We start from the raw sequence: 20,250 nt of genomic DNA on the forward strand, positions 1-20,250 counted from the left end.
CTGGCCGGGGTGCGGGCGTTCGTCGTACGGGTTACTTCGCGACAGCGGCCTTCAGCGCGTCGACGCGGTCGGTGCGCTCCCAGGTGAAGTCGTCGCCGGTGCGGCCGAAGTGGCCGTTGGCGGCGGTCTGGGTGTAGATCGGGCGGAGCAGGTCCAGGTCGCGGATGATCGCGGCCGGGCGCAGGTCGAAGACCTCGAGCACCGCGGCGGTGATCTGGTCGACCGGCACGGTCTCGGTGCCGAAGGTGTCAACGTAGAAGCCGACCGGGGCCGCCTTGCCGATCGCGTACGCGACCTGGCACTCGGCGCGGGCCGCGAGGCCGGCGGCGACGATGTTCTTGGCCACCCAGCGCATCGCGTACGCCGCGGAGCGGTCGACCTTCGACGGGTCCTTGCCGGAGAACGCGCCGCCACCGTGGCGCGCCATGCCGCCGTAGGTGTCGATGATGATCTTGCGGCCGGTCAGACCGGCGTCGCCCATCGGGCCACCGATCTCGAAGCGGCCGGTCGGGTTCACCAGCAGCTTGTAGTCGGTCGAGTCGATCTCGAACTGCTCGAGGATCGGGTCGACGACGTGCTTCTTCACGTCCGGGGTCAGCATCGAGTCGAGGCTGATGTCGGCGGCGTGCTGGCTGGAAACCACGACGGTGTCGATCCGGACCGCCTTGTCACCGTCGTACTCGACCGTGACCTGGGTCTTGCCGTCGGGACGCAGGTAGGCCATCGTGCCGTCCTTGCGGACCTCGGACAGCCGCTCGGACAGCCGGTGCGCGATCGTGATCGGCAGCGGCATCAGCTCCGGGGTCTCGTTCGACGCGTAGCCGAACATCAGGCCCTGGTCGCCGGCGCCCTGCAGGTCCAGCGCGTCCGCCGAGGCGTCGGTGCGGGTCTCGTAGGCGGTGTTGACGCCCTGCGCGATGTCGGGCGACTGGCTGCCGATCGCGACCTGGACGCCGCAGGACGCGCCGTCGAAGCCCTTCAGCGACGAGTCGTAACCGATCTCGAGGATCCGGTTGCGGACGATCCCGGGGATGTCCACGTACGCCGACGTGGTGACCTCGCCGGCCACGACCACCAGTCCGGTCGTGATCAGGGTCTCCACCGCGACGCGGCTCTTCGGGTCCTCGGCCAGGAGGGCGTCGAGGATGGAGTCGCTGATCTGGTCAGCGATCTTGTCCGGGTGACCTTCCGTCACCGACTCGGACGTGAAAAGGCGCCGTGCCACGGTTCTCCCTCAGGTTTGCTGGTGTCCACACGACGAGGCCGTCGCCCCGCCCCACACGCACCGCCTCGGGCGATGCACCTCGGCAGTATGCCAGCACTTCGGGCCGGGCGCCGTGCCGGACACCGGTTTCGTCCGCCTGCTGAGACTGCTGTCTTGCATCGTGGGCACGGCTGCTCGTACGAGCGTGTTCGTCGGGCCTGCTTCTTGCGCTATCGAATCAGTAGCAGCACAGCGCTACTCATCTGCAGCCTCCCCAGTAGGCCGCGTTCAGGCGTGCGGGCCGACGGTGATCTTGTCGATGGTCAGGGTGGGCCGGGCGCCGACGATTTCGCCGAGGCGTTCGGCCTCGTTGTCGAGGGCGCGGAGTTCGGCGGGCTTCAACTGCCGGAGCGGCTCGACGGTGAGCTGGAGTTTGCGGCCCGACAGGCGTTGGTGCCAGACCCCCGCAACGACTCCATCGACCAGGAGCACCGGGTAGTTGCCGGCCTGGCCGCCAGCGAGTGCGCGGACAGAGGCCTCACCGGGAAAGACCAGCTCCCGCGGATGGCTTCCCACGGCGTACGCGTCGAAGTACGGGAGCAGCCGTACGCCACGGACAGGCTCGTCGGAGAAGTCGGTGTCGCCCTCGACGAGCCACGCGGGTTGCCCGTCGAGCTCCACCTGCTCGAGTCCACTCTCCTGGAAGAGTTTCGCGATGAAGGAGGGCGTCGTACTGAGCCACTTCGCGAACTGATGCGGTGTGGCCGGACCGTAGGCGTGGAGATAGCGCCGAAGAAGTTCGGAGAGCGCTTCCTCGCCGTTCTGAGGCTGGAAGGGCGGAGCGAAGCGATGCGGGTTCGTGTACGTCGTCTTGCGGCCACGATTCGGGCCGTAGCAGAGCACGCCGGCGGACGCGGCCAGAGGGATCGCCTGACGCCAACGAGGCCAGTAGCCCTGGAACGCGGGCATCACCAGCTCACCCGCCCACGCACCGGTCCGCGCGACGACCTCATCGGTCAGCTCGTCGGCGGTGAGATCCGCGTCGGAGAGCGCTCCCCCGATGGCCTCGACGACCTCGGCCGTCTGTTCCGCCGTCATCCGCATCTCCGGCGTCGCCACTCCTCCCGAGCGCGGCAACGCGGAGAGCGCTCCCGTCCACAGCGGCAGGTCGTCCGTCGGCAGCAGATGAACCGTCCCGCGCGGGCCGAAGGTCTTCACCAGAGAGCGCTCTTCCCACAGCGCCCGCTGGACGTCGGCCCGCGTCGCCTTCGCCAGCCGCAGCGCCACGGACACCTCGCCGGCCGACAGCACCTGCGCATGAGCCCCACACATCGCCCGTACGACGTCGGCCGGGTTGCTCGCCGTGCTCGCGTGCAGGTGGTGCCGTCGCATCCGCCGCGCGACCACGGCAGGCCAGGAGAGTGAGCTCATGACCGTCAGGCTAGAAGGAGCAGCGGTCAGCTTCTGACCTTTGCCACTCCCGGCCTGTCACTGGAACAAGCCGCTGTACGCATTGAGCGCCGGCTGACCGCCGAGATGCGCGTAGAGCACGTTCGAGTCCTTCGGGATGTCACCGCCGCGGACCAGATCGATCAGTCCCGCCATCGACTTCCCCTCGTAGACCGGATCGATGATCATCGCCTCCAGCCGCCCGCTGAGCCGGATCGCGTCCATCGTCGACTCGACCGGAATCCCGTACTCGTCACCGGCCCACCCCTCCAGCACGGTGATCTCGTCGTCGCGCAACTCCCGGCCGAGCCCGATCAGCTCCGCCGTCGCGTGCGCGATCTTCGCCACCTGCGCCCGGGTCTCCGCGATCTTCGCCGAGGCGTCGATGCCGAGCACCCGCCGCGGCCGGTCCTGGCCCGCGAAGCCGGCGATCATGCCCGCCTGGGTGCTGCCGGTCACGCTGCACACCACGATCGTGTCGAAGAAGACCCCGAGCTCGTCCTCCTGCTGCCGGACCTCGTCGGCCCAGTTGGCGAACCCGAGTCCGCCGAGTGGATGGTCGGAAGCACCGGCCGGGATCGCGTACGGCGTACCGCCTGATGCGCGCACGTCGTCGAGCGCCTGCTGCCAGCTCTCCTTGAAACCGATCCCGAACCCAGCCCGAACCAGCCGCACGTCGGCGCCCATGATCCGCGACAGCAGGATGTTGCCGACCTTGTCGTTCACCGGGTCCGGCCAGTCGACCCAACTCTCCTGCACCAGCACAGCCTTCAACCCCGCCTTCGCAGCCGCCGCAGCGACCTGGCGGGTGTGGTTCGACTGCACTCCCCCGATGCTGACCAGCGTGTCCGCGCCCTGCGCCAACGCGTCCGGCAACAGGTACTCCAGCTTGCGCGTCTTGTTGCCGCCGAAGGCCAGGCCGCTGTTGACGTCCTCCCGCTTCGCCCAGATCCGCGCGCCCCCGAGATGCACGGACAGCCGGTCGAGCGGATGAACGGGACTCGCCCCGAAGAGCAACGGGTACCGCTCGAAGTCACCGATGGGCATACACAGCTCCAAACCTGGACGAACAACTGACATGCAATATATTGCACATCGCGACCCCAGTCCAGCCCTGAGCCAGCGGCGGCATCAGCGGTGGACCGTCAGCGTGAATTCCTTGGCGTAGGGCTGGACTCCCATCCGGCCCTCCGGCTCGGTTCCGTCGTTCCAGACTCGGAGTTGGTGGACGCCGCGGGTGGCCGGGCGGTAGGTCAGGCGGTAGTGGCCGTCGGTGCCTGCTGTGACCGTGGCGGTGACCTTGGTCCACTCGGAGCCGACGAGGCGCTCGATCCAGACCGGAACGGCTCCCGGTGCAACCGTGCCGGTGACGGCGACGCGTTGGCCGACGGACGGCGTACGGTCGCTCACGGCGACAGTTACCAGACCGTGGACCTGGGTGTAGTTGGAGCTGCCGCTGCGCAACCACTGGTGGTCCCCGGCGAAGATCGCCACGCCGGCGAAGCTGCTGTAGATCGGCACGGTCACCGCGTACGCGCCATTGGCGTCCGTGACCGTCGGCACGTTCGGATGCCCGTCGCTGCCGTTGCCCGTCCGGATCGCGAGGTCTCGTCCGGGCAGACGCTGCCAGCCGCCGGCCGCGGTCCAGCCCTCGAGGTAGCCGGACACCGCGATTCGGTCGCCGTAGCCGACGGTCGACGCGGGACTGGTCGAGGTGACGCGGGTCGGGTCGAGCACGCGCAACAGGTACGGCGCGGTCGGCTGGAACGTGCGGGTCTCTTCCGGGGTGCCGGTCGTCACGTCCCAGACGGTGAACGACGACAGGTACCACTCACCCGAGTCGGTGCCGAGCGGCAGCTCGAACATCGCTTCGCCGAAGGCGAGCTGCTCACCGGTGCTGACCTTGGTGAGAGTCCCGTTGGACGGGCAGCCCGGGCTGGGGTCGACCCGCCCGGTCAGCACCGACGCCTCAGGCGTCTGCTGGTACGCGTACACATCGACGATGGTGGGGAATGGACAGTTCGGGTCGGCCGCCGCCGGCCCAGCTGGTAGCAGCACTGCTGCCAGCGGAAGCAAGACGGCAAGGAGCCGTCGCGGAAAAGAACACCTCATGGTGGACCTCCTGGTCTCACCACTGTCGATGCGGACCCAGGTCGCGATGTTGCGCCGATGGCATGGCGGGCTAGTGCCAGGGAGTGGCGACCGGGTTCAGCGATCGGCCCACGTAGCAAGGCGAGTCGCCAGTGCTGCGACGTGCTGTCGCAGCTCGTCCGGCGCCTCGATCACGAACGGCAGGTCGAGGCCGGCCAGCAACGCGGGCACCCAGTCGAGCGATTCGGCGCGGAGCTCGACCCGCACCTCGGCCGGCTCGTTGCCGAGCGGAGTGACGACGGCCAGGCCGAGTGGGAGACGCCGCTCAACGTCCTCGACCGTGCCACTGACCCGGACCGACACCTGATGTGTCCACGGTGCCGTGGCCAAGGACTCCAGTACGGCGTGGGCCGGGTCGTCGTCCGGGGCCGGGCCGGTCGTTGCCGTGAGCATCGATACTGCGGTGATCCGGTCGAGCCGGAAGCTGCGGTCGGCGGTGGCGACGTACCAGCGGCCGGAGTGCCCGACCACGCCGTACGGCGCGATAGTGCGGGTGCTGCGTCGTCCGTGGCGGTCGGTGTAGTCGAGCTCGACTGCCAGCCGATTGCGCGCGGCCTCGGCGATGGTGAGCAGGACGCCGGTGTCGGTGGCGGCCGCGGCGCGTGGCGGAGCCGTGAACGACGACGTGGCGAGCAGCGCGCCGAGCCGGTCGGCCAACCGGGCGGGAAGCACCCGGCGAAGCTTCGCCAGCGCGCTCTCCGACGCGGTCGACTCCGGCACCAGTCCGGCGCGGCTGCCCACCACGAGCCCGATCGCCAGGGAGACCGCTTCGTCGTCGGTGAGCATCAGCGGCGGCATCCGGTAGCCCGGCGCCAAGCGGTAGCCACCGTACCGGCCGCGGACCGAGCGGACCGGGATGCCGAGATCGCTCAGGTGCTCGGCGTACCGGCGGACGGTGCGTTCGTCGACCCCGAGCCGGTCGGCGAGGTCCGCGACGCGACGGGTGCCGCCGGCCTGGAGCAGCTCCAGCAAAGCCAGTACTCGGGAGGTCGGCCTGGACATTTCCTCAGAATCTCACGGATACCGGGCGGAGTCTGTCCGGTATCGGTCCTAGCCTCGTCGAAGACCTCAACCCCTCACAGACTGGGAGTACCCACCGAATGACGATCTTCGCTTCGGTCCGCCTCGTGACCGACCACGTCGACCGGCTGACCGCTTTCTACGAACACGTCACGGGTCTCACTGCCCGCCGTCCGGCGCCGGTGTTCGCCGAGCTGCCGACGAGCGCGGGCGTGCTCGCGATCTCCGCCAGCGAGCTCACGAACTCGTTGTACGGCGAGCAGGTGGTGCGGGCCGCGTCCAATCGCACGGTCCTGCTCGAGTTCCTGGTGCCGAACGTCGACGCGGAGTTCGAGCGGTTGCGTGACCTGGAGTTCGTCCAGGAGCCGACGACGATGCCGTGGGGCAACCGGTCGGCGCTGCTCCGCGATCCGGACGGCAACCTGGTCAACCTCTTCGCTCCGGTCACCGAGGAGGCGGCGGCCCGACGCCCCGACACTCAGTGCCAGTGAGTGGCGACCAGGTTCCAGATGACGCCGGCCAGGGCGTCCTTGCTGCCGGACGGCACCGGGAGCGCGTTGCCGTCGCGGTCGAGGATGACCGCTTCGTTGATGTCGCTGCCGAAGACCTTGCCGCCGGAGACGTCGTTGACGACCAGCAGATCGCAGCCCTTGCGTTGGAGCTTGGCGCGGCCGAGGTCGAGCACCGAGTGGTCCGCGTCGCCGGTCTCCGCGGCGAAGCCGACGATCACCTGGCCGGAGCGGCGGCGGTCGTGCGAGACGGTGGCGAGGATGTCCGGGTTCTGGATCAGGCTGACCGCGGGAACGGCGCCGTCCTCGGTCTTTTTGATCTTGTGCTCGGCGACGTCGGCCGGGCGGAAGTCGGCGGGGGCGGCGGCCATCACGATCGCGTCGGCGTCGGCGGCCCGGCCGGTGATCTCGTCGTACAGGTCACGGGTCGAGGTCACGGGGACCACCTGCACCCCGGCGGGATCGGGAAGCTCGGAGTTCGCGGCGACCAGGGTGACCTTCGCGCCACGCGCGGCCGCGATCCGGGCCAGGGCGTAGCCCTGCTTGCCGGACGAGGAGTTGCCGAGGTAGCGGACCGGGTCGAGGTGCTCGCGGGTGCCGCCGGCGCTGATCAGGACGTGCTTGCCGGTCAGATCGGCGACCGACTGGCCGGCCGCGCGGGCGGCGGAGTCGGCGAGCATCAGCTGGCTGATCGCGAAGATCTCGGACGGCTCGGGCAGCCGGCCCCGGCCGGTGTCGGCGCCGGTCAACCGGCCCACGGCGGGGTCGAGCACGGTGATGCCGCGGGAGCGCAGCGTCGCGACGTTCGCCTGGGTGGCCGGGTGCTCCCACATCTCGGTGTGCATCGCGGCGGCGAACAGGATCGGGCAGCGCGCGGTGAGCAGCGTGTTGGTGAGCAGGTCGTCGGCGAGTCCGTGCGCGGCCTTGGCGATCAGGTTGGCCGTGGCGGGAGCGACGACGACAAGGTCGGCGCCTTTCCCGATCCGGACGTGCGGGACCTCCTGCACGTTGTCGAACGGGTCGGCGGTGACCGGCTGACCGGACAACGCCGCCCAGGTCGCGGCGCCGACGAACTCCAGCGCGGCCGCGGTCGGTACGACGCGCACGCTGTGACCCGACTCGGTCAGCCGACGGAGCAGATCACACACCTTGTACGCCGCGATGCCGCCGCCCACCCCGAGGACCACAGAGGGTTTCTTGCCCACGCCAGAAGCCCCTGTGACTTGCTGCGCCCGGTCGGGCGTGTCGTCACCAGGGCCGTGGGGTGTGCCCCCGGTCGCGTTCATCGACGCGGAACTACTCGGCGGCGGACTTCTCAGCAGCGGCGGCAGCGGCCTCCGCCTCGGCTTCGGGGTCGATGTCGGTGCAGGTCAGCACGCCGTCGTTGATCTCGCGCATCGCGATCGACAGCGGCTTCTCCTGGACGTGGGTCTCGACCAGCGGACCGACGTACTCCAGCAGGCCTTCGCCGAGCTGGGAGTAGTAGGCGTTGATCTGCCGCGCCCGCTTGGCCGAGTACAGCACGAGCTTGTACTTGGAGTCGGTGTGGGTGAGCAGGTCGTCGATCGGCGGGGAGGTGATGCCGATCGCGACAGGCTGGTTGCCAGACAAGTTCAGCTCTTTCCAGAGATGTTGGGTGATCGAATCAACTTTACCAACTGATCGGCCGCGTCCCGAACCGAGGCATTCACGATCGTCACGTCGAACTCCTTCTCGGCCGCCAGCTCGAGCACCGCGGTCTCCAGCCGGCGCTCCCGCTCCTCGGGCGTTTCGGTGCCGCGACCGACCAGGCGGCGGACCAGTTCGTCCCAGCTCGGCGGGGCCAGGAAGACGAAATGCGCCTCCGGCATCGTCTCGCGGACCTGGCGGGCGCCCTGCAGGTCGATCTCCAGCAGCGCCGGACGGCCCTCGGCGAGCTTGTCCAGCACCGGCTGCTTCGGCGTCCCGTACCGGGCGGCCTTGTGGACCACGGCCCACTCCAGCAGCTCGCCGTCGGCGATCATCCGGTCGAACTCCTCGTCGGAGACGAACAGGTAGTGCACACCGTGCTGCTCACCCGGCCGCGCCTTGCGCGTCGTCGCCGAGACCGAGATCCAGACGTCGGGGAACCGCTCGCGGATCTCGGCCGCCACGGTCCCCTTGCCGACCGCGGTCGGTCCGGCCAGCACCGTCAGCCGAGCCTCGCCGGGGACCTCACCACTGCCCGTCGGGGCCGCACCGCTGCCCTGCCGGGCAGCAGCATCGGGCACCGAGGAGGCGCTCGTCGCCGCCACGTCAGCGGCGCGCGACTCGTCGGCGTGGATGTCGTTGGGCCTGTCCATGGTCATCTTCACACCAGTGTCCAACGAAGCAGCGAGGATTTCGGTCCGGCTCACTCGGAGAATTCGCGGATCAGCGCGGCGATCTGGTTCGAACCCAGGCCGCGCACCCGGCGCGTCTCCGAGATGCCCGCGCGCTCCATGATCTGCTGCGCGCGCACCTTGCCGACGCCGGGGATGCACTGCAGCAGCGCGCTCACCCGCATCTTGCCGATCACCTCGTTCGTCTGCCCCTCGTGCAGTACCTCGGTGGGCGACGCTCCGGAGTGCCGGATCCGGTTCTTGATCTCCGCACGCTCACGCCGTGCGGCCGCGGCCTTGTCCAGAGCAGCCGCGCGCTGCTCCGGGGTCAAAGATGGAAGTGGCACCGTGTTTCACCTGTCCCGTTGTGTGGCTTCGCAGGTGAACCTAACACGGCACCAGGCAGGCTCAGCCCAGTGCCGGGACGTCGACTTTGCACGAGTCCTTGGCGTGTGACGCGATCGTCGAGTACGCCGCGGTGACCGAACCGGTCTGCTTGCTCAGCCGAGCCAGCTCGACACGATCCGTGCCCGCCTTCTGCGCCTTCTCGGCGAACGCGATCACCGCGGCCCAGTCGTCCTTCACCTCGGCCGGAGCGCTGTCGCGCAGCTTGCGGGCGTCGTCCAGGATCTTCGGGTAGTCGGCCGGGTTGGTCGGGTCGACCTCGGCCGCGGAGGCGACGTAGCCGGCCAGGTCGACGCAGTACGCCTGCTCCTCGGTGCAGGCGGTCAGGCCGGCGGCGGTGGCGAGCATCGCCGCGGTCATCACAACGGTGCGCATCGTTCGAGTCGTCCTCTGCGGGTCGTGGGCAGTGTTGGCCACGACGCTACCGGCCGTGACCAACACATCGGGAACCGATCCTTTTCAGCCCTCGATCGTCACCTTGCAGGTGTCCTTGGCCTGCTTGGCGATCGCCTCCGAGGCCGCGGCGATCTTCGTGCCGTCGGCCTTGGCCAGCTCCTGCAGCTTGGCCGTGTCGCCCTTGGCGTCCTTGGCCTTGTCGGCGTAGTCGAGCACGGTCTTCCAGTCGTCCTTCAGGTCGTCCGGCGCCGACTTCGACAGCTTGTTCGCCTCACCGCGCATCTTGTCCACCGCCTCGGTGTCCTTGATGTCGAGGTTCTTGACCGCCTCGGCGTAGTTCTGCAGTTCGGAGCAGTAGTCGCCGCCCGAGCACGCCGTCAGTACCCCGGCGCTCATCGTCACTACCGCCGCCAGGGCTGCCACCTTGCGCATCGTGTTCCTTACTGTCGCTCGCGGGCGGCCCGTCGCCACCCGTCGACGCAACAGTTCCGAACGCGGGGGTCAACAGCACGCAAGGCACGCCGTGAACAACGTCGCACACCCTGGCCGGAACCAGGTCGTGACGTGACGCGTCAGGCAGTCTCGCCGGAGCCCGAGCCCGCGCAGTTCTGCTGGCCATCGGTGACGATCGCCTGGATCCCCTGGCTGGTCGCCGGGTCGATCGACGCGTTCAGCTCCTGCAGCTTGGCCTGGTCGCCACCGGTCGCCCGGATCTGCTCGAGGTACTTCAGCAGCAGACCCCACTGGTCGTGCAGCCCGTCCGGCGCCGACTTCGACAGTGTGGTGCCGTCGGAGATCAGCCGGTCCAACTGCGCGCTGTCGGTCGGGTCCCGGAACGAGCTCAACTGCCCGACGTACGCCTGCAGCCCGGTGCAGTACTGCTCCTTGCTGCTCGGCGCGGCGGCCATCGGCCCGATCAGTGCCGTCGCGCCCATCGCGAGGGCGACCAGCAGGGCCACACCGGCCGCGACCTTCCGGGTCCGGCCTTCGGCGGCCATCAGTAGCCCAGGACGGTGCGGTAGGCGTCGTTGGCGCGCGCGGCGGCGTCCTGCAGCGACCCGGCGTCCGGACCGGCTCCCAGGATCTCCCGCGAGCTCGACGGTACGACGTTGCGCACCGCCGTCCCGAACACGTCGACCAGGCTCTCGGCCGTCGCGCCCTGGGCGCCGAGGCCCGGCGCGAGCAGCGGTCCGCGGACGTCCAGGTCCTCCTCCGTCTTCGCGATCGTCGCCCCGACCACCGCGCCGAACGACCCCAGGTCGTCCGCGTCGGCGTTCAGCGCCCGCAGCCCGTCCAGTACGGCGCCCGCCACGGTCGGCCCGTCGGCGGTCCGCGCGGACTGGAACTGCGGCCCCTCCGGGTTGGAGGTGAGGGCCAGCACGAACAGCCCGGCACCCGACTCGCGCGCCAGGTCGATCGCCGGCTGCAGCGAGCCGAACCCGAGGTACGGGCTGACGGTCAGCGCGTCGCAGGCCAGCGGCGCCTTCTCCGCCAGGTACGCCGCGGCGTATCCGGCCATCGTGGTGCCGATGTCACCGCGCTTGGCGTCGATGATCACCAGTGCGCCGGCCTCGCGCAGCCGGAGCGTGGCCTGCTCCAGGACGGCGATGCCGGCCGAGCCGAACCGCTCGAAGAACGCCGACTGCGGCTTGAACACGGCCACCCGGTCGGCCAGCGCGTCCACCACGCCGTACGTGAAGGAGGCCAAGCCCTCGGGCGTGTCCGGCAGCCCCCAGGAGTCGAGCAGGTGGGCGTGCGGGTCGATCCCGACGCAGAGCGGGCCGCGTGCGTCCATCGCCGCCCGCAGGCGCGTCCCGAAGGGCTGGTTGCTCATGGTCAGATCACGCTCTCTCATGAAGGGTTCCTCGAGGCCAGCAGCCGGTTGGTCCGCCGGACCAGGCCAGGGCCGCGGTAGATGAGACCGGTGTAGATCTGGACCAGGCTCGCACCCGCGTCCAAAAGCCGGCCGGCGTCGTCCGGGTCGAGCACGCCGCCGACACCGATGATCGGCAGCGCTCCCCCGGTCTCGGCGTGGATGTGGGCGACGGTCTTGGCCGAGATCTCGGTCAGTGGCCGGCCGGACAGACCGCCCGTCTCGGCGGCCGTCGCCTGGTCGGCCGGGGCGATGCCCGGGCGGCCGATCGTGGTGTTCGTGGCGATGATCCCGGCGACGCCGACGTCGGTGCAGACGCCGAGCAGTTCGTCGATCGCCGCCTCGGTGAGGTCGGGCGCGATCTTGACCAGGATGGGTTTGGGGTGGGGGCCCGCCGAGCCCGGCACGGCTTCGCCGGCCGACGAGGACTGGCCGGCCCCGGACAGTGCGCCGGCTTCAGCGCGCAGGGCGGTGAGCAGCTCCCGCAGATGCCCGGCGTCCTGCAGCGAACGCAGGCCCGGGGTGTTCGGCGAGCTGACGTTCACCGCGAAGTAGTCGCCGAAGCGGTACAGCCGGCGCAGCGAGGTGACGTAGTCCTCGACCGCCTCCTCCAGCGGCGTGACCTTCGACTTCCCGATCGAGATCCCCAGCGGGTACCCCAGTTCGCCGTACGCCGAAAGCCGCTCGGCCAGCGCCGCCGAGCCGAGGTTGTTGAACCCCATCCGGTTGATCACGGCCTCGCTCTGGACCAGCCGGAACAGCCGCGGCTTCTCGTTGCCCGGCTGCGGGTGCGCCGTCACCGTGCCGACCTCGACGAAGCCGAACCCGAGCGCCCGCCAGGCCGGCAGGGCGATCCCGTTCTTGTCCATCCCGGCGGCCAGTCCGACCGGGCTCGGGAACCGCACCCCGAACACCGTCGTGGCCAGCGAGCCCGGCAGGGCGCCGTACGTGCGCGAGAGAGCGCTCACCGCGCCCGGCACGCGACTCAGCCGCCGCAACCCGTGCAGCGTCTGCTCGTGCGCCACCTCGGCGTCACCCCGGCCCAGCCGGTACAAGACCGGCCGGACCAGGGATTCGTACGCCGTACTCACTGCTGACCGCGGATCCGCGACACCCAGTCCTGCAGCGACCGCACTCCGATGTCACCGGCCCGCTGCGCCTCGATGCCCTGCACCGCGGCCGCCAGACCCTGCACGGTGGTGATGCACGGGATGTTGCGCGCCACCGCCGCACTGCGGATCTCGTAGCCGTCGATCCGCGGCGACCCGCCCTGGGTCATCCCGATCGGGGTGTTGACGATCAGGTTGAGCTCGCCGTCCTGGACCATCTGGACGATCGTCGGCTCGCCGTTCGGGCCGGGGCCCTGGCTGCTCTTGCGCACGGTGACCGCCTCGACGCCGTTGCGCCGCAGCACCTCGGCGGTGCCCTGCGTGGCGTAGATCTGGAAACCCAGGTCGGCCAGCCGCTTGACCGGGAAGATCATGTGCCGCTTGTCGCGGTTGGCGACCGACACGAAAACCTTGCCCTCGCCGGGCAGCGGCTGCGAGGCCCCGGCCTGCGACTTGGCGAACGCCGTACCGAAGGTGTCGTCGATGCCCATCACCTCGCCGGTCGAGCGCATCTCGGGCCCGAGCAGCGTGTCGACCGAGCCGCCGTCGATGGTCCGGAACCGGTTGAACGGCATCACCGCTTCCTTGACCGCGATCGGCGTCGACGGCGGCAGCGTGCCCCCGTCGCCCTGCGCCGGCAGCATGCCCTCGGCCCGCAGCTCGGCGATGGTCGCGCCGAGCATCACCCGGGCGGCCGCCTTGGCCAGCGGCGTCGCGGTCGCCTTGGACACGAACGGCACGGTCCGCGACGCCCGCGGGTTGGCCTCCAGGACGTAGAGCACGTCGCCGGCCAGCGCGTACTGCACGTTCAGCAGCCCGCGCACGCCGACGCCGCGCGCGATCGCCTCGGTCGACTGCCGGATCTTCTCGATGTCGGCGTTGCCGAGCGTGATCGGCGGCAGTGCGCAGGACGAGTCGCCGGAATGCACACCGGCCTCCTCGATGTGCTCCATCACGCCGCCGAGGAACAGCTCGTCGCCGTCGAACAGCCCGTCGACGTCGATCTCGACCGCGTCGTCGAGGAACCGGTCGATCAGCACCGGGTGCTCCCACGCGTTCGCCCCGCCGCTGAGCCGCTCCAGCGCGGCGGTCAGCTCGGCGTCGCTGTAGACGATCTCCATGCCGCGCCCACCGAGCACGTACGACGGCCGGACCAGCACCGGGAAGCCGATCTCCTCGGCCACCGTGTGCGCCTCCTCGGCCGACAGCGCCGTGCCGTGCTTCGGGGCGGGCAGGTTCGCGTCGGCCAGCACCTTGCCGAACGCGCCGCGCTCCTCGGCCAGGTGGATCGCCTCGGGCGACGTGCCGACGATCGGCACACCGGCGTCGGCCAGGCGCTGGGCCAGGCCGAGCGGGGTCTGGCCGCCGAGCTGCACGATCACGCCCGCGACCGGGCCCGCCTGCATCTCGGCGTACACGATCTCCAGGACGTCCTCGGCGGTGAGCGGCTCGAAGTAAAGCCGGTCGGAGGTGTCGTAGTCGGTGGAGACCGTCTCGGGGTTGCAGTTCACCATCACCGTGCAGTAGCCGGCGTCGCGCAGCGCCATCGACGCGTGCACGCAGGAGTAGTCGAACTCGATGCCCTGGCCGATCCGGTTCGGGCCGGAGCCCAGGATCAGCACGGCCGGGGTCTCCCGCGGCGCGACCTCGGTCTCCTCGTCGTACGACGAGTAGTGGTACGGCGTGGTGGCGGCGAACTCGGCCGCGCAGGTGTCGACGGTCTTGTAGACCGGCCGGATCCCCAGCGCCTGCCGGACGCCGCGGACGACGTCCTCGGCGAGGTCGCGGATCTCGGCCAGCTGCAGGTCGGAGAAGCCGTGCCGCTTGGCCAGCCGGAGGATGTCCGGGGTCAGCCGGGGCGCGGCGGCGACCTGCAGCGCGGTCTCGTGGATCAGGTACAGCTGGTCGACGAACCACGGGTCGATCTTGGTCGCGTCGTTGATCTGCTCCGGTGTCGCACCGGCCCGGATCGCGTCCATGATCGTGCGCAGCCGGCCGTCGTGCGGCGTCTTGATCCGCTCCAGCAGCGGCTCCAGCTCGGTGGCCGGCGAACCGGCCCAGGAGAACCGGGCCTCCGGCTTCTCCAGCGAGCGCAGCGCCTTCTGCAGCGCCTCGGTGTAGTTGCGGCCGATCGCCATCGCCTCGCCGACGCTCTTCATGTGCGTGGTCAGCGTCGCGTCGGCGGCCGGGAACTTCTCGAACGCGAACCGCGGCACCTTCACGACCACGTAGTCCAGCGTCGGCTCGAAGCTGGCCGGGGTCTGCTGGGTGATGTCGTTCGGGATCTCGTCCAGGGTGTAGCCGATCGCGACCTTGGCGGCGATCTTGGCGATCGGGAAGCCGGTCGCCTTCGAGGCCAGCGCGGACGAGCGCGACACCCGCGGGTTCATCTCGATCACGATCAGCCGGCCGTCGGCCGGGTTGACCGCGAACTGGATGTTGCAGCCGCCGGTGTCGACGCCGACCTCGCGAATGATGCCGATGGCAAGGTCCCGCATGGTCTGGTACTCGCGGTCGGTCAGCGTCATCGCCGGCGCGACGGTGACCGAGTCGCCGGTGTGCACGCCCATCGGGTCGACGTTCTCGATCGAGCAGATGATCACGACGTTGTCGGCCTTGTCGCGCATCACCTCCAGCTCGTACTCCTTCCAGCCGAGGATCGACTCCTCGATCAGCACCTCGGTGGTCGGGCTCGCGGTCAGGCCGGCGCCGGCGATCCGGCGCAGGTCGTGCTCGTCGTGGGCCATGCCCGACCCGACGCCGCCCATCGTGAACGACGGCCGGACGACCAGCGGGTAGCCGAGCTCGGCGGCCGCGCCGAGCACGTCGTCCATCGAGTGGCAGATCACCGAGCGGGCCACCTCGGCGCCGAGCTTCTCGACGATGCCCTTGAACGACTGCCGGTTCTCACCACGCTGGATCGCGTCCACCGACGCGCCGATCAGCTCGACGCCGTACTTCTCCAGGACGCCGTTCTCGTGCAGCGAGATCGCCGCGTTCAGCGCGGTCTGGCCGCCCAGCGTGGCGAGCAGGACGTTCGGACGCTCCTTCTCGATCACCTTCTCGACGAACTCCGGCGTGATCGGCTCGACGTAGGTCGCGTCGGCGAACTCCGGGTCGGTCATGATCGTGGCCGGGTTGGAGTTGACCAGGATGACCCGGAACCCCTCCTCCTTGAGCACCCGGCACGCCTGGGTGCCGGAGTAGTCGAACTCGCAGGCCTGGCCGATCACGATCGGGCCGGACCCGATCACCAGCACCGATTCGATGTCTGTACGGCGGGGCATCAGTTACGACCTTCCATCAGTTCCACGAAGCGATCGAACAGGTACGCCGAGTCGTGCGGGCCGGCCGCCGCCTCGGGGTGGTACTGCACGGAGAACGCCAGTACCCGCCCGTCGGTACCGGTCAACCTCAGACCCTCGACCACGTTGTCGTTGAGCGAGACATGACTGACCTCGGCGGTCCCGTACGGCGTCTGGACGGTCTCCTCGATCGGAGCGTCGACCGCGAAGCCGTGGTTCTGCGAGGTGATCTCGACCTTGCCGGTGACCCGGTCGAGCACCGGCTGGTTGATGCCGCGGTGGCCGTACTTGAGCTTGAACGTGCCCAGCCCGAGCGCCCGGCCGAAGACCTGGTTGCCGAAGCAGATCCCGAAGTACGGCTTGCCGCGCTGCAGCAGTTCCTTCAGCAGCGTGGTCGGGTGCTCGGTGGTCGCCGGGTCGCCCGGGCCGTTGCTCATGAAGATGCCGTCCGGGTTCACCGCCAGCACCTCCTCCAGCGAGGCGGTGGCCGGCAGCACGTGCACCTCGATGCCGCGCTCGGCCATCCGCTTCGGCGTCATCGTCTTGATGCCGAGGTCGAGTGCGACCACGGTGAACCGCTTCTCCCCCTGCGCCGCAACGACGTACGGCTCGAAGGTGGTGACCTCGGAGGCCAGGTCCGCGCCGGTCATCGGCGGCTGCTCGAGCACCTTCTTCAGCAGCTCGGCCGGGTCCAGCGTCTCGGTCGAGATGCCTGCCCGCATCGCGCCGCGCTCGCGCAGGTGGCGGGTCAGCGCGCGGGTGTCGATCCCGGAGATGCCGACGATGCCCTGCGCGGTCAGCTGCTCGTCGAGCGAGCGGGTGGCGCGCCAGTTCGAGGAGACCCGGGCGGGGTCGCGGACGACGTACCCGGCGACCCAGATCTTCTGCGACTCGTCGTCCTCGTCGTTGACGCCGGTGTTGCCGATGTGCGGCGCGGTCTGGGTGACGATCTGGCGGTGGTACGACGGGTCGGTCAGGGTCTCCTGGTAACCGGTCATCCCGGTGGTGAAGACCGCCTCGCCGAAGGTCTCACCGGTCGCTCCGTACGACGTACCCGCGAACGCGCGGCCGTCCTCGAGGACCAGCAGTGCGTTCTGGCTCATTTCTCGGCTCCGATCAGGGTGGTGATGGATGCGGTCAGGGCAGGGGTGTCGGCCTTGTGCCGCGGGCGGAACCCGGTGTCCAGGTCCCGGCCGTCGTGCTGCCAGGTGACCACGACGAGCCCGGACCGGTCGGCGGTCACCTTGCCGGCGATGCCCTGGTCGGCCCGTACGCCGGTCAGCTGCCCGGCCGGGATGAACACGTCCGCCGCGCCCTGGCGGTGGAAGATCAGACCGGCCGGGGAGACGGCCAGGTCGGCGTTGCTGCGGACCCCGAGCTCGTGCACGGCGATCCGGTCCAGCCAGTCGCCCGCGGTCGTGGTCGCGACGTACACGCCCTCGACGCCCTCGGTCTTGTCGTCGACCGGCGCCTCCGGCAGCGGCGCGAGATCGGCCTGGCGGGCCTTGCGGTTCCGCCAGCCGCGCAGCATGCCGTAGTAGGCGGCGGCGATCACCAGCAGCGTGCCGGCGATACTCAGGACGGTCTTCACTTGGCCGCCTTCTCCTTCAGAACGGCCAGTCCGTCCAGCACGGTCGGTGTCCCGCGCAGGAAGGTCGCGACCACCCGCCCCGGCAGGATCATTCCTTCGAACGGCGTGTTGCGCGACAGCGACGTGCTCTCCGCCGGTACGACGGTGCGCTGCGCGGCCGGGTCGACCAGCGTCAGGTTCGCCGGGGCGCCCGCCTCGAGCGGCCGGCCGTGGTCGCCGATCTGCCCGATCGCGGCCGGGCGGTAGCTCATCCGGTCGGCCAGGTCGGCCCAGGTCATCAGCCCGGTGTCGATCATCGAGTGCTGGACGACACTCAGCGCGGTCTCCAGCCCGGTCATGCCGAACGCCGCCGCACTCCACTCGCAGTCCTTGTCCTCGACCGGGTGCGGCGCGTGGTCGGTGGCGACGATGTCGATCGTGCCGTCGGCCAGGCCTTCGCGGACCGCCTCGACGTCGGCCTTGGTCCGCAGCGGCGGGTTCACCTTGTAGACCGGGTTGTACGACGCGGCCAGATCCTCGGTGAGCAGCAGGTGGTGCGGCGTGACTTCGGCCGTCACCTCCAGTCCGCGCTTCTTCGCCGCGCGGACGATTTCCACCGAGCCCTTGGTGGACAGGTGGCAGATGTGCAGCTTGGACCCGACGTGCGCGTTCAGCAGGATGTCGCGGGCGATGATCGACTCCTCGGCCACACTCGGCCAGCCGGTCAGCCCGAGCACGCCGGACAGCGCGCCCTCGTTCATCTGCGCGCCCTTGGTCAGCCGCGGCTCCTGCGCGTGCTGGGCGATCACGCCGCCGAAGGCCTTCACGTACTCCAGCGCGCGGCGCATCAGCGCGGCGTCCCAGACGCAGTCGCCGTCGTCGGAGAAGACCCGGACGCGGGCCGCGGAGTCCGCCATCGCGCCCAGCTCGGCGAGCTGCGTGCCCTGGCGGCCGACCGTGACCGCGCCGATCGGGAAGACGTCGGCGTACCCGCTCTCGCGACCCAAACGCCAGACCTGCTCGACCACACCGGCGGTGTCGGCGCACGGATCGGTGTTGGCCATCGCGAAGACCGCGGTGAACCCGCCGACAGCGGCGGCCCGGGTGCCGGTCAGCACGGTCTCGGCGTCCTCGCGGCCGGGCTCGCGCAGGTGGGTGTGCAGGTCGACCAGGCCGGGCAGCGCGATCAGGCCGGCGGCGTCGATGCGCTCGGCGTTCTCGGGCGTCGGCAGGTCATTGCCGATGGCCACGATTTCGCCGTTGTCGAGGAGGATGTCCGCCACCTCACCGCCGACGATCGTGGCTCCGGTGATCAGGTACGCGGTCATGCTGTGGGCTCCTCGTTGGTCGTTTCGTTCGTTCCCGACAGCAGCAGATAGAGCACGGCCATCCGGATCGCCACGCCGTTCGTGACCTGCTCGACGATCACCGAGCGGGTCGAGTCGGCGACCTCGGCGCTGATCTCCATGCCGCGGTTCATCGGGCCGGGGTGCAGCACGATCGCCTCGTCCGGCAGCTGCGCCATCCGGTGCACGTCCAGGCCGTAGCGCCGGGTGTACTCGCGGGCGCTGGGGAAGAACGCCTCACCCATCCGCTCGCGCTGGACCCGCAGCATCATCACCGCGTCGCTCTTGGGCAACGCAGCGTCCAGGTCGTACGACGTCGCGCACGGCCAACTGGTCATGTCGACCGGCAGCAGCGTCGGCGGCGCCACCACCGTGACGTCGGCGCCGAGAGTGGACAGCAGCAATACGTTCGACCGGGCCACCCGGGAGTGCAGGACGTCACCGACGATCGTGATCCGGCGGCCTTCCAGCGAGCCGAGGTGGCGGCGCATCGTGAACGCGTCGAGCAGCGCCTGGGTCGGGTGCTCGTGGGTGCCGTCGCCGGCGTTCACGACCGAGCCGTTGAGCCAGCCGGAGGTGGCCAGCAGGTGCGGCGCGCCGGACGAGCCGTGCCGGCAGACGACGCCGTCGGCGCCCATCGCCTGCAGGGTCAGCGCGGTGTCCTTCAGGCTCTCGCCCTTACTCACGCTGGAGCCCTTGGCCGAGAAGTTGATCACGTCGGCGGACAGCCGCTTGGCGGCCGCCTCGAACGAGATCCGGGTCCGGGTGGAGTCCTCGAAGAACAGGTTCACCACCGTTCGCCCGCGCAGCGCCGGCAGTTTCTTGATCGGCCGGTCCGCCAGTGAGCGCATCTCCTCGGCGGTGTCCAGGATCAGGTGGGCGTCGTCGCGGGACAGATCTCCCGCACTCAGTAGATGCCTCATCAAACCTTCGCTCCCGTCCGGTCGGCGATGACGACGGCGTCGGCTTCGTCGTACTCGGTCAGGTGGACCGTCACCCGCTCGACCAGGGAGGTCGGCAGGTTCTTCCCGACGTAGTCGGCGCGGATCGGCAGCTCGCGGTGACCGCGGTCGACCAGGACCGCCAGCTGGACCGCCTTGGGCCGGCCGATGTCGCCGATCGCGTCCAGCGCGGCGCGGATCGTCCGGCCGGAGAACAGCACGTCGTCGACCAGCACGACCACCTTGCCGTCGATGCCGCCCGGCGGGATGTCGGTGTGCTCCAGCGCGCGAGCCGGCTTCAGGCCGATGTCGTCGCGGTACATCGTCACATCGAGTGACCCTGTGGGCACACTGCGCCCTTCCACGGCCGCGATCCGGTCGCGGATCCGGGCCGCCAGACCGACGCCACGGGTGGGGATGCCGAGCAGGACGACGGGGTCGGCGCCCCGGTTGCGCTCGAGGATCTCGTGCGCGATCCGGGTCAGTGCCCGGGATATGTCGGATGCATCAAGAACTGTGCGCGGCGAGAAGTGCGAGTCGGGCGACTCGTGCGTCGTCGGGGCAGGGTTCATCGCAACCGTTCCTCCTTTCCCGCCTCACCGGACGGGTCTTTAAAGGACGTTCGGACCGCTT

21 protein-coding genes are annotated in these 20,250 nt (G+C 70.0%); 1 reads left to right on the plus strand and 20 read right to left on the minus strand.

Annotated features, from left to right (window positions below; all coding sequences use genetic code 11):
• Positions 1-31 precede the first annotated feature (31 nt).
• The 5 genes from metK to ACQPXM_RS25800 form a co-directional block, all read right to left on the minus strand.
• Positions 32-1,225 (minus strand): methionine adenosyltransferase, encoded by a 1,194-nt coding sequence (gene metK, locus ACQPXM_RS25780; RefSeq protein ID WP_432937770.1) that lies wholly within the window; start codon positions 1,223-1,225, stop codon positions 32-34.
• Between the two features lie 267 nt (positions 1,226-1,492).
• Positions 1,493-2,635 (minus strand): winged helix DNA-binding domain-containing protein, encoded by a 1,143-nt coding sequence (locus tag ACQPXM_RS25785; protein ID WP_432937772.1) that lies wholly within the window; start codon positions 2,633-2,635, stop codon positions 1,493-1,495.
• Between the two features lie 57 nt (positions 2,636-2,692).
• Positions 2,693-3,700: a 1-aminocyclopropane-1-carboxylate deaminase gene (locus ACQPXM_RS25790; protein WP_432937775.1), complete on the minus strand. Its 1,008-nt coding sequence runs from the start codon at positions 3,698-3,700 to the stop codon at positions 2,693-2,695.
• An 84-nt stretch (positions 3,701-3,784) separates the two neighbouring features.
• Positions 3,785-4,648, minus strand: a complete 864-nt coding sequence (locus tag ACQPXM_RS25795) for a hypothetical protein (protein ID WP_432937777.1) — start codon at positions 4,646-4,648, stop codon at positions 3,785-3,787.
• Between the two features lie 213 nt (positions 4,649-4,861).
• The gene (locus tag ACQPXM_RS25800) at positions 4,862-5,806 is read right to left on the minus strand and encodes a helix-turn-helix transcriptional regulator (protein ID WP_432937780.1); all 945 of its coding nucleotides are present in this window, start codon (positions 5,804-5,806) and stop codon (positions 4,862-4,864) included.
• A 98-nt stretch (positions 5,807-5,904) separates the two neighbouring features.
• Here ACQPXM_RS25800 and ACQPXM_RS25805 point away from each other — a divergent pair, with 98 nt between their 5' ends.
• The gene (locus ACQPXM_RS25805; RefSeq protein WP_432937783.1) at positions 5,905-6,315 is read left to right on the plus strand and encodes a VOC family protein; all 411 of its coding nucleotides are present in this window, start codon (positions 5,905-5,907) and stop codon (positions 6,313-6,315) included.
• Here the strand turns inward: ACQPXM_RS25805 and coaBC are convergent.
• From coaBC to pyrR, 15 genes are all read right to left on the minus strand, one after another.
• Positions 6,303-7,619: a bifunctional phosphopantothenoylcysteine decarboxylase/phosphopantothenate--cysteine ligase CoaBC gene (gene coaBC / locus ACQPXM_RS25810; RefSeq protein WP_432937786.1), complete on the minus strand. Its 1,317-nt coding sequence runs from the start codon at positions 7,617-7,619 to the stop codon at positions 6,303-6,305. The two genes, ACQPXM_RS25805 and coaBC, sit on opposite strands and share 13 nt — an antisense overlap.
• A gap of 10 nt (positions 7,620-7,629) precedes the next feature.
• Positions 7,630-7,944 (minus strand): DNA-directed RNA polymerase subunit omega, encoded by a 315-nt coding sequence (gene rpoZ, locus ACQPXM_RS25815; RefSeq protein WP_012921921.1) that lies wholly within the window; start codon positions 7,942-7,944, stop codon positions 7,630-7,632.
• A gap of 2 nt (positions 7,945-7,946) precedes the next feature.
• A complete protein-coding gene (gmk, locus tag ACQPXM_RS25820) occupies positions 7,947-8,660 on the minus strand; it encodes a guanylate kinase (protein WP_432937790.1) in 714 nt (237 codons plus the stop codon).
• 44 nt (positions 8,661-8,704) lie between these two features.
• Complete coding sequence (gene mihF, locus ACQPXM_RS25825; RefSeq protein WP_077014546.1) at positions 8,705-9,019, minus strand: integration host factor, actinobacterial type; 315 nt, start codon at positions 9,017-9,019, stop codon at positions 8,705-8,707.
• 61 nt (positions 9,020-9,080) lie between these two features.
• Complete coding sequence (locus ACQPXM_RS25830; protein ID WP_432937794.1) at positions 9,081-9,452, minus strand: hypothetical protein; 372 nt, start codon at positions 9,450-9,452, stop codon at positions 9,081-9,083.
• A gap of 84 nt (positions 9,453-9,536) precedes the next feature.
• On the minus strand, positions 9,537-9,905 hold the full coding sequence (locus ACQPXM_RS25835; protein WP_432937796.1) for a hypothetical protein: 369 nt from the start codon (positions 9,903-9,905) through the stop codon (positions 9,537-9,539).
• Between the two features lie 140 nt (positions 9,906-10,045).
• Complete coding sequence (locus tag ACQPXM_RS25840) at positions 10,046-10,471, minus strand: hypothetical protein (RefSeq protein WP_432937798.1); 426 nt, start codon at positions 10,469-10,471, stop codon at positions 10,046-10,048.
• Positions 10,471-11,328: an orotidine-5'-phosphate decarboxylase gene (pyrF, locus tag ACQPXM_RS25845; RefSeq protein ID WP_432937800.1), complete on the minus strand. Its 858-nt coding sequence runs from the start codon at positions 11,326-11,328 to the stop codon at positions 10,471-10,473. The genes ACQPXM_RS25840 and pyrF overlap by 1 nt, the downstream gene beginning before the upstream one ends.
• Entirely contained in the window at positions 11,325-12,437 is a 1,113-nt protein-coding gene (locus ACQPXM_RS25850) for a quinone-dependent dihydroorotate dehydrogenase (protein ID WP_432937802.1), read from the minus strand. Before ACQPXM_RS25850 ends, pyrF begins: the two co-directional genes overlap by 4 nt.
• On the minus strand, positions 12,434-15,742 hold the full coding sequence (carB, locus tag ACQPXM_RS25855) for a carbamoyl-phosphate synthase large subunit (protein WP_432937805.1): 3,309 nt from the start codon (positions 15,740-15,742) through the stop codon (positions 12,434-12,436). The genes ACQPXM_RS25850 and carB overlap by 4 nt, the downstream gene beginning before the upstream one ends.
• A complete protein-coding gene (carA, locus tag ACQPXM_RS25860; RefSeq protein WP_432937807.1) occupies positions 15,742-16,863 on the minus strand; it encodes a glutamine-hydrolyzing carbamoyl-phosphate synthase small subunit in 1,122 nt (373 codons plus the stop codon). The genes carB and carA overlap by 1 nt, the downstream gene beginning before the upstream one ends.
• On the minus strand, positions 16,860-17,351 hold the full coding sequence (locus tag ACQPXM_RS25865; RefSeq protein WP_432937809.1) for a hypothetical protein: 492 nt from the start codon (positions 17,349-17,351) through the stop codon (positions 16,860-16,862). The genes carA and ACQPXM_RS25865 overlap by 4 nt, the downstream gene beginning before the upstream one ends.
• Complete coding sequence (locus tag ACQPXM_RS25870) at positions 17,348-18,658, minus strand: dihydroorotase (RefSeq protein ID WP_432937811.1); 1,311 nt, start codon at positions 18,656-18,658, stop codon at positions 17,348-17,350. The genes ACQPXM_RS25865 and ACQPXM_RS25870 overlap by 4 nt, the downstream gene beginning before the upstream one ends.
• Positions 18,655-19,599 (minus strand): aspartate carbamoyltransferase catalytic subunit, encoded by a 945-nt coding sequence (locus tag ACQPXM_RS25875; RefSeq protein WP_432937813.1) that lies wholly within the window; start codon positions 19,597-19,599, stop codon positions 18,655-18,657. The genes ACQPXM_RS25870 and ACQPXM_RS25875 overlap by 4 nt, the downstream gene beginning before the upstream one ends.
• Positions 19,599-20,189 carry a bifunctional pyr operon transcriptional regulator/uracil phosphoribosyltransferase PyrR gene (gene pyrR / locus ACQPXM_RS25880; protein WP_432937815.1) on the minus strand — a complete coding sequence of 197 codons (591 nt, stop codon included), beginning with the start codon at positions 20,187-20,189 and terminating at the stop codon, positions 19,599-19,601. Before pyrR ends, ACQPXM_RS25875 begins: the two co-directional genes overlap by 1 nt.
• Positions 20,190-20,250: the final 61 nt, after the last annotated feature.

This window comes from Kribbella sp. CA-253562 (assembly GCF_050942265.1).
Classification (GTDB): Bacteria; Actinomycetota; Actinomycetes; order Propionibacteriales; family Kribbellaceae; genus Kribbella.